General features: G+C 72.1%; 14 protein-coding genes. 6 read left to right on the top strand and 8 right to left on the bottom strand.

Going from position 1 to position 13289, the window contains the following annotated elements; all coding sequences use genetic code 11:
- The first annotated feature begins 89 nt into the window (after nucleotides 1-89).
- The 3 genes from ACFULQ_RS01430 (at nucleotide 90) to ACFULQ_RS01420 (ending at nucleotide 2549) form a co-directional block, all read left to right on the top strand.
- Nucleotides 90-329, top strand: a complete 240-nt coding sequence (locus ACFULQ_RS01430; RefSeq protein ID WP_383536471.1) for a hypothetical protein — start codon at nucleotides 90-92, stop codon at nucleotides 327-329.
- A gap of 30 nt (nucleotides 330-359) precedes the next feature.
- Nucleotides 360-1838 (top strand): aminotransferase class I/II-fold pyridoxal phosphate-dependent enzyme, encoded by a 1479-nt coding sequence (locus tag ACFULQ_RS01425; RefSeq protein ID WP_383536469.1) that lies wholly within the window; start codon nucleotides 360-362, stop codon nucleotides 1836-1838.
- Between the two features lie 255 nt (nucleotides 1839-2093).
- A complete protein-coding gene (locus ACFULQ_RS01420; RefSeq protein WP_383536467.1) occupies nucleotides 2094-2549 on the top strand; it encodes a cyclic nucleotide-binding domain-containing protein in 456 nt (151 codons plus the stop codon).
- A gap of 3 nt (nucleotides 2550-2552) precedes the next feature.
- Here ACFULQ_RS01420 and ACFULQ_RS01415 read toward each other — a convergent pair whose 3' ends face one another.
- Together ACFULQ_RS01415 and ACFULQ_RS01410 are read right to left on the bottom strand one after the other, a co-directional pair.
- Nucleotides 2553-3851: an MFS transporter gene (locus tag ACFULQ_RS01415; RefSeq protein WP_383536465.1), complete on the bottom strand. Its 1299-nt coding sequence runs from the start codon at nucleotides 3849-3851 to the stop codon at nucleotides 2553-2555.
- Nucleotides 3852-3961: 110 nt separating this feature from the next.
- Nucleotides 3962-4579, bottom strand: a complete 618-nt coding sequence (locus tag ACFULQ_RS01410; RefSeq protein ID WP_383536463.1) for a LysE/ArgO family amino acid transporter — start codon at nucleotides 4577-4579, stop codon at nucleotides 3962-3964.
- A 69-nt stretch (nucleotides 4580-4648) separates the two neighbouring features.
- On the opposite strand from ACFULQ_RS01410, the gene ACFULQ_RS01405 reads away from it, so the two are divergent.
- Nucleotides 4649-5539 (top strand): LysR family transcriptional regulator ArgP, encoded by an 891-nt coding sequence (locus ACFULQ_RS01405; RefSeq protein WP_383536815.1) that lies wholly within the window; start codon nucleotides 4649-4651, stop codon nucleotides 5537-5539.
- Nucleotides 5540-5595: 56 nt separating this feature from the next.
- On the opposite strand, the gene ACFULQ_RS01400 is transcribed toward ACFULQ_RS01405, so the two are convergent.
- Nucleotides 5596-6300 (bottom strand): TetR/AcrR family transcriptional regulator, encoded by a 705-nt coding sequence (locus tag ACFULQ_RS01400; RefSeq protein ID WP_383536461.1) that lies wholly within the window; start codon nucleotides 6298-6300, stop codon nucleotides 5596-5598.
- A 113-nt stretch (nucleotides 6301-6413) separates the two neighbouring features.
- Here ACFULQ_RS01400 and ACFULQ_RS01395 point away from each other — a divergent pair, with 113 nt between their 5' ends.
- Complete coding sequence (locus tag ACFULQ_RS01395) at nucleotides 6414-7634, top strand: saccharopine dehydrogenase family protein (protein ID WP_383536459.1); 1221 nt, start codon at nucleotides 6414-6416, stop codon at nucleotides 7632-7634.
- Nucleotides 7635-7742: 108 nt separating this feature from the next.
- Nucleotides 7743-7997 (top strand): WhiB family transcriptional regulator, encoded by a 255-nt coding sequence (locus tag ACFULQ_RS01390; protein ID WP_383536457.1) that lies wholly within the window; start codon nucleotides 7743-7745, stop codon nucleotides 7995-7997.
- Between the two features lie 59 nt (nucleotides 7998-8056).
- On the opposite strand, the gene ACFULQ_RS01385 is transcribed toward ACFULQ_RS01390, so the two are convergent.
- From ACFULQ_RS01385 to ACFULQ_RS01365, 5 genes are all read right to left on the bottom strand, one after another.
- Entirely contained in the window at nucleotides 8057-8506 is a 450-nt protein-coding gene (locus tag ACFULQ_RS01385) for a DUF6098 family protein (protein ID WP_383536455.1), read from the bottom strand.
- A 70-nt stretch (nucleotides 8507-8576) separates the two neighbouring features.
- Nucleotides 8577-10388, bottom strand: a complete 1812-nt coding sequence (locus ACFULQ_RS01380) for a sensor histidine kinase (protein ID WP_383536453.1) — start codon at nucleotides 10386-10388, stop codon at nucleotides 8577-8579.
- Complete coding sequence (locus ACFULQ_RS01375) at nucleotides 10385-11086, bottom strand: response regulator (RefSeq protein WP_383536451.1); 702 nt, start codon at nucleotides 11084-11086, stop codon at nucleotides 10385-10387. The genes ACFULQ_RS01380 and ACFULQ_RS01375 overlap by 4 nt, the downstream gene beginning before the upstream one ends.
- An 18-nt stretch (nucleotides 11087-11104) precedes the next feature.
- Nucleotides 11105-11854, bottom strand: a complete 750-nt coding sequence (locus tag ACFULQ_RS01370; protein WP_383536449.1) for a L,D-transpeptidase family protein — start codon at nucleotides 11852-11854, stop codon at nucleotides 11105-11107.
- 41 nt (nucleotides 11855-11895) lie between these two features.
- Nucleotides 11896-13281 carry a M1 family metallopeptidase gene (locus ACFULQ_RS01365; protein ID WP_383536447.1) on the bottom strand — a complete coding sequence of 462 codons (1386 nt, stop codon included), beginning with the start codon at nucleotides 13279-13281 and terminating at the stop codon, nucleotides 11896-11898.
- Nucleotides 13282-13289: the final 8 nt, after the last annotated feature.

Genomic DNA, 13289 nt, shown 5'->3' with positions numbered 1-13289 from the left:
TCGGCTCACCTCTGCCCGTCCGGTCAAACCTCCCTGTTCCGGGCGGATCTCCCGGTCATTCGTCGGCTCGACGGGGGTACGCGGACTGCATGACGGATGTCGTGGACTCAGACGAACTGCTGCGCCGTATCCAGCGGGCCCGGGCCTGTGCGGCCGAGGAGGAGCGGTCCTGGCGGGCCCGGAGCGAGGAGCTGGGGGCCGCCGACCCGGACGCCGCCCGGGAGGCGACCGTACGCACGCTGGCCTACGAGGCCGTGACCCGTGTGCTGGACGAGGTGCTGAGGCCGGGCAGCCGCGGGCCGGCGGGTGGTGCGGGACCGGCTGATTGACGCGGGTAGGGTCCGGGCACCCGGGGCCACATGACTGTCGACCACACGCGAGCACCGGTTCTGGAAGCCCTGGCGGACTACCACCGCCGGGGCCGGCTGTCGTTCGCTCCGCCGGGCCACAAACAGGCCCGTGGGGCCGACCCCGAGGTGCGGGAGGTGCTGGGTGACGCGGTCTTCCTCGGTGATGTGCTGGCCTCGGGCGGTCTGGACGACCGGCTGACCCGGGGGCGGGTGCTGGAGCGGGCCGAGGAGTTGCTGGCCGACGCGGTGCGCGCGGAGCACACTTTCTTCACCACCTGCGGGAGTTCCCTCTCCGTGAAGGCGGCCATGCTGGCCGTCGCGGGCCCGCACGAGAAGCTGCTGATCGGCCGGGACGCCCACAAGTCGGTGGTGTCGGGGCTGATCCTGTCCGGGATCGAGCCGGTGTGGGTGGACCCGCGATGGGACGCCGAGCGCCATCTCGCGCACCCGCCGTCCGCCGCCGACTTCGAGCGGGCCTTCGAGGCCCACCCGGACGCGAAGGGCGCCCTGGTCGTCAGTCCGACGCCGTACGGCGGCTGCGCGGCGCTGGAGGACATCGCCGAGGTGTGCCACCGCCGCTCGGTGCCGCTGATCGTGGACGAGGCCTGGGGCGCGCATCTGCCCTTCCACCCCGATCTGCCGTCCTGGGCCATGGACGCGGGCGCCGACATCTGCGTGACCAGCATCCACAAGATGGGCAGCGGTCTGGAGCAGGGGTCCGTGTTCCACCTCCAGGGCTCTCTTGTCCCGCCGGACCTGCTGAAGATGCGCGCCGATCTGCTGGGTTCCACCAGTCCCTCGGTGCTGCTGTACGCCGGTATCGACGGCTGGCGCCGGCAGATGGCGCTGCACGGCAAGGAGTTGATGGGCGGGGCGCTGGATCTCGCGGCCCGGGTCCGGCCGGCGATCGAGGACATCGAGGGGATGCACGTCCACGACCGGGACGACTTCTGCGGGCCCGGCCTCGCCGACGACTTCGATCCGCTGCCCTGCGTCATCGACATCACGGGGCTCGGCATCACCGGGTACCAGGCGGCGGACTGGTTGCGCGAGCACCGGAGCATCGACGCCCATCTCACCGACCACCGGCGCATCGGCATGCAGATCACCCATGGCGACGACGAGGAGACCACCGGGCAGCTGCTCGACGCGCTGAGGGATCTCGCCCGGGCCGCGCCGGAGCTGGGTCCGGCCCCGCGGGTGGCGGTTCCGGAGCCGTCCGAGCTGCGGATGGAGCAGGTGCGGCTGCCCCGGGACGCGTTCTTCGGGCCGGCCGAGAACGTTCCGGTCGGCGAGGCCGCGGGACGGATCGCGGCGGAGATGATCACGCCCTATCCGCCGGGGATCCCGGCCGTGCTGCCCGGTGAGCGGCTGACCGAACCGGTGCTGGAGTATCTGCGGACCGGGCTGGCCGCGGGCATGAACCTTCCCGATCCCGCCGACGCCGAGTTGGAGACGATCAGGGTGGTAAACGCCGACTCCGAGTGAAACCGGTCACCCGACCCGGATTCGATTGCGCGAAATCGCCATGGATGGTTTACGGTTCATCCATACGTGGTGACGGGGTCGACACCCTCCTCCGCACCACCTCTGACTGCCCTGGCTGGCCTCCCCCGTCCAGCCAGGGCTTTTCCATGCCGTGGGCAGATCCTCCCCTCCGCCGAGGTGCCCCGGACGGTGGCAGCGGCTGAAATGGGCATAGGCACAACACCGGAATCCCTCGCCGGCGAGGAGCCCCGCGTCATGACCAAAGCGACGAAACTGCTGACCGCCCTGCCGCAGCCGCAGCGCCAGAGCCTGATGACGCTCGCCAAGGAGGTCTCCTTCCCCGAGGACCACCGCATCTTCGAGGCGGGCGGGACGGCCGACCGCTTCTGGGTCATCCGCTCCGGGGCGGTCTCGCTGACCCAGGACGTGACCGCCCACCACCGGGTCACCGTGGCCGGGCTCGGCTCGGGCGACCTGCTCGGCTGGTCCTGGCTGTTCCCGCCGTACCAGTGGGACTTCGGCGCGGAGGCCTTCAGCCCGGTGCGGGCCTACGAGTTCGACGCGGCGGCGGTGCTGCGGCTGTGCGAGGAGGACCGGCAGCTCGGGATGATCCTGGTGCGCACGGTGGCGGAGATCCTCGCCCACCGGCTGGAGACGACGCGCGGCAAGCTCATGGAGCAGTACGGCTCGCACCGCAGGAGTGCGCTGTAGGCCTCAGATCCGGTAGCGGCGCAGCGCCGGCATCGCGAAGGCGAGGCCCAGCATGACGACGACGACCAGCAGGCCACCGCCGACGACCGCGGTGCGCGCGCCGAAGGCCGAACCCGCGGTGCCGTGCAGGACGTCGGCGAGGCGGGGGCCGCCCGCGACGACGACGGTGAAGACGCCCTGCATCCGCCCGCGCATCTCGTCGGTGGCGGCGGAGAGCAGGATCGCCCCGCGGAAGACCATCGAGACCATGTCGGCGACGCCGGCCGCGGCCAGGAACACCACGGCGAGCCACAGACTGCCGCTCAGCCCGAACCCGGTGATGGCCGCACCCCAGGCGACGACCGCCCCGATGACCATCCAGCCGTGCCGCCGGGCCCGGGAGAACGTGCCGGAGAACAGCCCGCCCACCACCGCGCCGATCGGGATCGCGGCGAACAGCAGGCCGAGCGCGAGCCCCTCCCCGTAGGGGGCGTAGGTCTCGGAGGCGAGCTGCGGGAACAGCGCCCGGGGCATGCCGAAGACCATGGCGATGATGTCGGCGAGGAAGGACAGCAGCAGCACCTTGTGCGCGGAGATGTACCGGAAGCCCTCGGCGATCTCGCGCACGCCGGCCCGGCGCGCCACCGCGGTCGCGAGCGGTGGCAGGGAGGGCAGTCGGTACACCGCCCACACCGTCACGCACAGGGCCAGGGCGTCGAGGAGGTACAGCTCCGGCAGACCGATCACCGGGATCAGCACCCCCGCGAGCAGCGGTCCCATGACCTGGCCGGTCTGCATGACGGTGGAGCCGAGGGCGTTGGCCGCGGGCAGCTGGTCCGCGGGCACCAGACGGGCGATGGAGGCGTTGCGGGCAGGGGAGTTGAGGCCCCAGAAGGCCTGCTGGAGCGCGAGCAGGACCATCAGGGCGGCCACCGAGTCGAGTCCGGTGACGGCCTGGAGCCAGAACAGGACCGAGGTGACGGCGATACCGCTGTTGGTGATCAGGAGCAGCTTGCGGCGGTCCATGGTGTCCGCCACGGCGCCGCCCCACAGCGCGAACACGATCAGCGGCAGCAGCCCGGCCATGCTCGCGGCGCCGACCCAGGCCGAGGAGCCGGTGATGTCGTAGATCTGCTTGGGCACCGCGACGGCGGTGAGCTGGCTGCCGACGGCCGTGACGATCGTCGAGCTCCACAGGCGGCGGTAGGCCGGGATGCCCAGCGGTCGGGTGTCCATGGCCCAGCGGCGCCAGCCGCGCCGGGGCGCCGGCGCCTCGTCCGCGGGCGGGGTCTGGGGTTCGGTGCTGCTCTCGCCGGTGTCCACGCGCTTCCTGGTTGCTCGTTACATCTATCGGGGCCAGGGTTCACTATGGCAGCACCGTCCAGGAGTTCGGGACGGGATGTCTCAGCTTGTGGGACGCAGACGCGCGGACTTCACGCTCCGGCCACCAGCGTGGCGCCGAGGGCGACCATCGTCGCGGCGACCAGTCCGTCGAGGACCCGCCAGGCGGCCGGCCTGGCCAGGAAGCGGCTGAGCAGCCGGGCCCCGAAGCCGAGCGCGGCGAACCAGCACAGGCTCGCGAGCATCGCGCCCAGCCCGAAGGTCCAGCGCAGCGGGCCGCGGTCGGCGGCGACCGAGCCGAGCAGGAACACGGTGTCGAGGTAGACGTGCGGGTTGAGCCAGGTCATCGCCAGGCAGGTGAGCACCGCGCGCCGGCGGGAGCCCGTCGCCTCGCCCTCCGTCCGCAGCCCGGACCCGGCCGGCCGCAGGACCCTGCGGGCGGCGAGGGCGCCGTAGCAGAGCAGGAAGCCGCCGCCGATCCAGCCGACCAGGGTCAGCGCGCCCGGCCAGGCGACCACCACGGCACCGACTCCGCCGACGCCGAGGGCGATGAGCACGGCGTCGGAGAGGGCGCAGATGCCGACGACGGCCAGGACCGCGTCACGGCGGATCCCCTGGCGCAGGACGAAGGCGTTCTGGGCGCCGATGGCGACGATGAGCGAGAGGCCGGTGCCGAACCCTGCGGCGGCGGCGGACAGTGAGGCTGACATGGCTTCGACGGTACGGAGACGATCACCGCAGGTACAGCTAAAGATTCTTACGTATCATTAGTTGTCGTGATGATGACCGAACTTCCCCTGGATCAGGTCCGGACTCTGCTCGCGGTGGTCGACGAGGGCACGTTCGACGCCGCTGCGGCGGCGCTGCATGTGACGCCGTCGGCGGTGAGCCAGCGGGTCAAGGCGTTGGAGCAGCGCACCGGGCGGGTGCTGCTGGTGCGCACCAAGCCGGTGCGGGTGACCGAGTCGGGTGAGGTCGTGGTGCGGTTCGGGCGGCAGCTGGCCCGCCTTGAGCGGGACGCGCTCGCCGAGCTGGGGATGCCGGGCGAGGGGGAGATCACCCGGGTCTCGGTCGCGGTGAACGCGGACTCGCTGGCGACCTGGTTCCTGTCGGCGCTGACGCGGGTCCCCGAGCGGGAGCGGCTCTGTTTCGAGCTGCGCCGCGAGGACGAGAAGCGGACGGCGGAGCTGCTGCGGGAGGGGGTGGTGATGGCGGCGGTGACGTCCTCGGCGGAGGCCGTGGCGGGGTGTTCCGTACGGCAGTTGGGGCGGATGCGCTACCTCGCAGCGGCGAGTCCGGAGTTCGCCTCGCGGCATCTCGGGGGAACGCTGCGGGACGTGCTCGCGCAGGCGCCGGTGGTGACGTTCGACCGCAGTGACGACATCCAGGACGGGTTTCTGCGCGGCCTCGGGTGCGGTGGGGCGAGCCGGGTGCGGCATGCGGTGCCCACGTCGGAGGGGTTCGTGGAGGCGGTCGCGCTGGGGCTGGGGTGGGGGATGGTGCCGGAGGTGCAGGCGGACGCGCTGCTGCGGGACGGGCGGCTGGTCGGGCTGGCGCCGGACCGGCCGGTGGACGTGCCGCTGTACTGGCAGCAGTGGAAGCTGGACTCGCCCGCGCTGGCCACGGTGGCCTCGGCGGTGGCCGCCGCGGCTTCGGAGTCGCTCCGATGACCTGCCGTCGGGCGACTGGGGCCCGTTGTGGCCGGTCGCGCGGTTCGCCGCGACCCTTACGGGGCGCTGTCCAACCGTCTCTCCACACTGTCCAGGAACATCTCCAGGGCGGTGGGATAGGCGCTGGTGATCATGCGCTGCGCCAGGAGGGGTGCCGCCTCGGCGATCCTCGGATACCTGTCGGCGGGCAGCCGCGCATAGGTCGACCGCCACCTGGCCTCGTCCTCGTCCAGCGCGGCGCTCGGCAGCGCCAGGGACGCCGCGTCCAGGGCCGCGAAGGCCAGTGTCTGGTCGATGAAGGCGTGGTAGATCCGGACCGTGTCGGGGAGCGGGAAGCCCGCGGTGCGCAGGATGCCGAGGACCGCCTCGTCCGCGGCGAGTTCGTTGGCCCGGCCGGTGACCCTGCTGGTCGTCAGTACGGCGGCCTGGGGGTGGGCGAGGTACGCGGCATGGATGCGCAGGCCCACGTCACGCAGATCCCGCCGCCACTCCCCCGCCGGCTCCCAGCCCTGCAGCGCCTGCCCGATCAGCGCGTCCCCGATGGCCAGCGTCAGGTCGTCCATGCCGCGGAAGTAGCGGTAGAGCGTGCTCGGATCGGCGTCCAGGGCGAGGCCCAGGCGGCGGGCGGTGAGGCCGCCGCTGCCGTGTTCGCGGAGCATGCGCAGGGCCGTCTCGACGATCAGCTCCTCCGACAGCACGGTGCCACTCCTGGTGGGCCGGCGCCGACGGCGTTTCTCCTCGGGGACGACGGGCTTGGGCATGCGACCCTCCCTCCTTATGCCAACGCCATTGACCTTAAACGAGCGCAAGGCGTTGTATCTGCGCCAGGGCCCCACACATCTGCGACCTTCGACCCGTAAAGGGAGTGTTTGTCATGCGTGTCCTGCTCGTGGGCGCCGGAGGCGTCGGCACCGCCATCACCCGGATCGCCGCCCGCCGGCCCTTCTTCGACGCCATGGTCGTCGCCGACTACGACCCGGCACGCGCCGAGGCCGCCGTGGCCGCGCTCGGCGACCGGGCCGGCCGGTTCACCGCCGAGCGCGTGGACGCGAGCGACGAGTCGGCCGTGACCGCCCTGCTGGAGCGGCACGCCTGTGACGTCCTGCTCAACGCCACCGACCCCCGGTTCGTCATGCCCCTGTTCCGGGCGGCCCGCGCCGCCGGGGCCACCTATGTCGACATGGCGATGTCCCTGTCCCGACCGCACCCCTCGCGCCCCTACGAGGAGTGCGGGGTCAGGCTCGGTGACGAGCAGTTCGCGCAGGCCGAGGAGTGGGAGAAGGCGGGCGCCCTGGCCCTCGTCGGCATGGGGGTGGAGCCGGGCCTGTCCGACGTCTTCGCCCGGTACGCGGCCGACGAGCTGTTCGACGAGATCGAGGAGATCGGCGTCCGCGACGGCGCGAACCTCACCGTCGACGGCTACGACTTCGCGCCCTCCTTCAGCATCTGGACCACCATCGAGGAGTGCCTGAACCCGCCGGTGGTCTACGAGGCCGACCGCGGCTGGTTCACCACGGAACCCTTCAGCGAGCCCGAGGTCTTCGACTTCCCCGAGGGCATCGGCCCGGTCGAGTGCGTCAACGTCGAGCACGAGGAGGTGCTGCTCGTCCCGCGCTGGGTCGGCGCGCGCCGGGTGACCTTCAAGTACGGCCTGGGCCGCGAGTTCGTCGAGACGCTCAAGACGCTGCACCTGCTGGGGCTGGACCGCACCGAGCCGGTGACCGTGCCGAGCGCCGCCGGTCCGGTCGCGGTCTCGCCCCGGGACGTCGTGGCCGCGTGCCTGCCCGACCCGGCGACGCTGGGCGAGCGGATGCACGGCAAGACCTGCGCGGGGACGTGGGTGAAGGGCGTCAAGGACGGTTCGGCGCGCGAGGTGTACCTCTACCACGTGGTCGACAACCAGTGGTCCATGGCGGAGTACGGCTGTCAGGCCGTGGTGTGGCAGACGGCCGTGAACCCGGTCGTCGCCCTCGAACTCCTCGCCGCGGGCGCCTGGTCCGGTACCGGCGTCCTGGGCCCGGAGGCCTTCCCGGCCGCGCCCTTCCTGGAGTTGCTGACCGCGTACGGCTCCCCGTGGGGCCTGCGCGAGCAGTGACCGGGATGTCCCACGGGACCCGGTTGTTTCACGGCGCATCGACAGGTGACCCGAAAGCGAGTAAGGCATGCACGAGGGCACGTACGACTTCGATCGCAGGTGACATTGATGGACAACTGGCGAACCCATGCCGCGTGCCGCCATGAGGACCCCGACCTCTTCTTCCCGATCGGCACCACGGGTCCCGCTGCCACGCAGACGGAGCAGGCCAAGGCCGTGTGCCGGCGCTGCCCCGTCCAGGAGCAGTGTCTCGAGTGGGCCCTGGACACGGGACAGGGCATCGGCGTCTGGGGCGGCACCAGCGAGACCGAACGCCGCGCGATGGCGCGGCGCGCGAGTGCCGCGCGGAGAAGGTCCGGCTGACGGAGCGATCCGTCGGCGGGCCCGGGCACCGGCGCATGCGGCCGGTGCACCGGGCCCGTTCAGTGGCCCGTCCGGCGCAGTGGGCCCCAGGTGGTCTCCTGGCCGTCCACCGCGTCCCGCGCCTCCTCGATGACCCGGGGGTCGATCCAGCACATCGGCCGCACCTCCGCGACGAGCGGCTCGTTGTCCGGCCCCCGGCCCCGCTCACGCCCCTGGAGCACCCAGGGACGTACCCCGGGGCCCTTGTCGTGCGGCAGATGGGAGTAGTCGTACAGCCGCCGGGCCACCCACAGCCGTACCGGCCGGCCCTGCCACCACTCCTCCATGTCGAGAGGATTGGCCGAGAGGCCTGGCAGGGCCACACCGGTGAGGTCGTCGGTGCTGGACGAGCGGGCCAGGTCGACCTCGGGGCCGCGCGACCAGCGGACGTACAGCCGCTCGTGCCGCTCGGTCAGGTCCGCGAGCTCGGCCAGCGTCCGCACCACCGGCAGCCCGTCCCACACACCCATCTCATGACCTCCCTCTCCCGCCGCGGGCTTACGGGGTACCCGCCGGCCACGGAGGGAACCTGCCGCCCCACTACGGGGTCGGCGCCCCGGGCAGCCGCAGGGTGAAGACGCTGCCCGTCCCGGGTTCGCTGGCCGCGTCGACCGTCCCGCCGTGGGCGGCCACGAGGTGGCGGACGATGGGCAGGCCGAGCCCCGAGCCTCCGGTACGGCGGCTGCGGGACTTCTCCGCGCGCCAGAACCGGTCGAAGACGTGCGGCAGGTCCTCGGGCGCGATGCCGGTGCCGGTGTCGGCGACCTCCAGGACGACGTCGTCGCCGTCCCGGCGCGCGGAGAGGGTGACCGTGCCGTCGGGCGGGGTGTGCCGCAGCGCGTTGGAGACCAGGTTGCCGAGCGCCTGCCGCATGCGGACGGGGTCGGCGTCCAGCCACAGCCCGTCCTGCGACCGGGTGGACAACCGTGCCGGGGCCGCGACCCGGTAGGCCGCCGCCACCTGCTGGAGCAGCTCGTCGCAGCGCACGGGCTCGCGGTGCAGCCGCAGGGTGCCGGCGTCGGCGGCCGCGAGGTCCTGGAGGTCGTCGATGACCCGCTGGAGGACGAGGGACTCCTCGTGCAGGGAGGCGAGCAGGGCGGGGTCGGGATCGACGACACCGTCCCGGGTGACCTCCAGCCAGCCGCGGATGTTGGTGAGCGGGCTGCGCAGTTCGTGGGCGATGTCGCTGACCATCGCCTTGCGCTGGGCCTCCAGTCGCTCCCGGCGTTCGGTCAGGTCGTTGAAGGCGGCGGCGAGGATGCCGGTCTCGTCCCGGGTGGTGACGGGCACCCGGACATGGAGTTCGGGCGGTTGCTGGGCCGCCGCGGTGAGCGCGCGCAGCGGCCGCACGAGCCGGCCGGCGACCAGGGCGGTCGCGGCGACCGTGACGGCGAAGACCAGTGCGGCGGTGCCGACGACCTTGGCCTTGTTGCCCGGGGACATGTCGAAGAGCACGGCGGGGGTGTCCCCGGTGCCGAGGAAGAGTTCGGCCGGGGGTGCCACATAGGGGTCGAGCTGGGTGCGCAGGGCGTCGTCGAAACAGGGCTGCGCCAGGCGCGCCTCCTTGTCGCCGAGCTTGCCGCTCAGGGGCGAGCGCACGTCCACCGCACCCGGTCCGCTCCCCAACAGCCCTGCGTACTCGATGCTCAGCCCCTTCTTGATCAGACAGTCCCGGGCCAGCTCCCGAGCCGTCTTGATCGCTTTCTGCTCCGTCAGGGTGGGGGTGTTGAGCCGGCCGTCGGCGCAGGCGTCCGGGACGTAGTCGGGTGCGGTACCGCTGTCCGGGTCGGTGAGGACCATCCGCCCGCTCGGTGTGCGGCTCAGGTCGGTCTTGACACCGAACTGGGAGAAACAGAGCTGTCGTTTGCGGGCCAGCGCGTCGACCGTGACGCGTTCCCCCTGCGTGAGCCGGTACGGACCCACCGCGCGGGGGTCGATACCGGTGATCTGGGCGCCGCGCTCGCTGTAGGTGTCGGTGTGCAGGGGATCGATCGCGGCGGCCGCGCTCGGGGGCAGCGGGGTGCGCGTCGGCGCGGAGTCGGCGATGACCCGGCGGTCCGAGGCGGTCAGGGCGATGCGCCGGCCGGTCTTGTCGGACAGCCTCCGCACGGTGGCGGCCACGCCCGTCCAGTCGGGATGGGTCGCCGCGTACCCGCTGAGCTCGGCGAGGACCTCCATGTCGTCGGCGAGTGCCTGCCCCTGTTCCTCGCGCAGGGCCTGGGTGGTGGTGGCCACGGCCAGCCAGGCCGTCGCGGCCACCGAGCACACCGCGATGAGCCCGGACGTGATCAGCAGCCGGACCAGCAGCCGCTTGTGCAGCGGTATCCGGGCGCTCGACGGCCGGGGGGTCACCCGCGGCCGCCGCTCAGTTTGTAGCCGACGCCGAACACGGTCAGGAGCCGGGCCGGGCGGCGCGGATCGGCCTCGATCTTGCGGCGCAGGTTCATGATGTGCACGTCCACGGCCCGTTCGGTGGAGGCCCGGTCGGTGCCCCGGGTCACCTCCAGCAACTGCCGCCGCGTAAAGACCCGTTCGGGCTCGGCGACCATGGCGAGCAGGATCTCGAACTCGGCCGGCGTGCACTCCACCGGCGCCTCGTCGCAGCGCACTTCGTGCCGCACCGGATCGACGGCGAGGTCTCCGGAGCGGACCACCGGGTCCTCGCGGCGCTCGGCGTCGGCGCCCCGGCCGCTGCGTCTGAGGACGGTGCGGATACGGGCCATCAGCTCACGCGGGCTGTACGGCTTGGTGATGTAGTCGTCGGCGCCCAGTTCCAGGCCCATAAGAACGTCGTCCTCGTCGGACCGGGCGGTGAGCATCACGACCGGGACGTCGGCGTCCCGGCGCAGCACCCGGCACACCCCGAAGCCGTCGATCACCGGCAGCATCAGGTCCAGGACGACGAGGTCGGGGGCGATCCGCCGGGCCGCGTCCAGGGCGGCCCGCCCGTCGTGGACCACGGTGGCGGTGTGGCCCTCCGCGAGCAGGGACCGCCGTATGAGCTCGGCCTGCATCTCGTCGTCCTCGGCGACCAGCACATGTGCGCACACTCGGCGGATCCTAGGCGCTCAGCGGGCCAGGGAGGTGCGGTCGCCCATGACGACCACGGGGTGCAGGTCCGGGTCCAGGGCGAGGAGCAGCTCCTTCATGTGCTCCTCGGCGATGCTCACACAGCCGTGGGTGGGCCCGCCGTGGTCGACGTGGAGCCAGATGCCGCCGCCGCGGCCCGCGCCCATCGGGCGGGTCCAGTCCAGGGGCGAGGTGCCGGGCCGCCGGTTGTAGTCGATGGCGATGACGTAGTCGAAGGACCCGGCCAGCGGCTCGCCCTCGAAGCCCGTGCCGTATGCGGTGAAGCCGGTGGAGCGGTCGTACGGCAGTTTCGTGCCGGGGTTCTTCAGCAGCCCTCCGGCGTCCGTGAGGGTGTGGACGCCGATCGGCGAGCGCAGGTCGCCCGCCAGGTGGTGGTCGGTCCAGCCCTTGAGGGCGTTGTGCGCCGGCCAGCTCTCGCCGGCCCGCCAGCCGGCCTCGGTGCGCTGGTACAGGACGACGGTCGAGTCCGAGGAGTCGCGGCCGCGGCCGGTGACCACGACGGCCTGGCGGGCGTCGGCCGGTACCTTCGCCCAGGTCTTCGGGCCGAGGCCGGGTATCTGCTGCGGAGCGACCTCGATCGAGATCTCCGGAGAGGGAGTGGTCTCCGGCTCCGGAGTCTCGCGTGCGGGCGCGGGTGCGCCCTGGGTACTGGCCACGGCACCGCCGCCGCATCCCGTCAGGAGCAGGGACGCGGCGAGCAGGGCCATGTGGGTTCTGCGTGTGATCATGGAATGACTCTGACCGACAGTTGTGAGGAACTCGTCAGGTTCTAGGGCCGGTTCGGCTTGCCCGGCGAGTAGAGCCAGGTGTGGAACAGTCCGTCCAGCTTCTTCCCCGAGACCCGCTCCGCCAGTCGCTCGAACTGCGCGGTGGTCCCGTGGCCGTCACGGTGTCCGCCCGCCCAGGCACGCAGGATCCCGAAGAACGCCCGGTCGCCGACGGTCGTGCGCAGCACGTGCAGGGTCATGGCGCCGCGGGCGTAGACGGGCGTGCCGAAGATGTTGGCACCGCTGCCGGGATCGCCGGGCGGGAACTCCCACAGCTCGTCGCTCGCGGGCTTCGCGTACAGGTCGTCGAAGGCCTTCTGCGCGCTGTCGCCGCCGTGCTGCTCGGCGTAGAGCCATTCCGCGTAGGTCGCGAAGCCCTCGTTGAGCCAGATGTCCTTCCAGGAGGTCAGCGAGACGGAGTCGCCGAACCACTGGTGGGCGTTCTCGTGGACGAGGGTGCTCAGGTCGGGCGCGCTGTCGTAGACGGGACGGGACTGGGTCTCCAGCGCGTAGCCGACGTTCGGGGCGTGGTCCACGATCGAGCCGGCGGCACGGAACGGGTAGCGCCCGAAGAGCTTGCTCTCCCATTCCAGGACGGAGGGCAGCTTCTTGAGGACGGGGGCCGCGGCGGCGGCCTCGCGCGCGTCGACGGCGTTGTAGACGCGGATGCCGGTGCGGGTGGTGAACTGCTCCACCTTGAACTTCCCGACGGTCGCGGTGGCCAGATAGGCCGCCATGGGCTCGCTCTGCCGCCAGCGGAACGTGGTCTTCCCGTGCGCGGTCCGCTGGGAGCGCAGGACGCCGTTGGCGACCGCGGTGCGTCCCTGAGGGACGGTGAGGGTGAAGTCGTACGACGACTTGTCCTTGGGGTGGTTGTTCGCCGGGAACCAGGTCATCGCGCCCTGCGGCTCACCGGCGACGAAGGCGCCGTCGTCGGTGGGGATCCAGCCGTCGAGCGAGCCGTCCGGGTCGGTGACGGGGGCGGGCTTGCCCTTGTAGGTCACCGTGACGGTGAAGCGCTCCCCCTTGCGCAGGGCGTGCTCGGGGGTGACGACGAGTTCCTGTCCGTCGCGGCGGAAGCGGGCCTTGGTGTGATCGACCGTCAGGCCGGTGACGGTCAGTCCCTTGAAGTCGAGGTCGAAGCGGGTCAGGCGCTGGGTGGCGCGGGCGGTGAGGACCGCCTTGCCGTCGAGATGGCGGCTTCCGGGGTCGTAACCGAGTGTCAGGTCGTAGTGCTCGACGTGGTATCCGCCGTTGCCGGCGAGCGGGAAGTAGGGGTCGCCCACTCCCTTGGATCCCGTCGACGGGGGTGCCGCGGCGCCCAGCAGGGCCACGAGGGCGACGGGGGTGGTGACGAGGACGAAGGTGCGTCTGGCGGCCTTCGGCACGTGCGCTC

This window comes from Streptomyces sp. NPDC057253 (assembly GCF_042669125.1).
Taxonomy (GTDB): Bacteria; Actinomycetota; Actinomycetes; order Streptomycetales; family Streptomycetaceae; genus Streptomyces.
The sequence above is the reverse complement of the archived record's forward strand: the minus strand, read 5'-3'. Positions and strand labels throughout refer to the sequence as shown.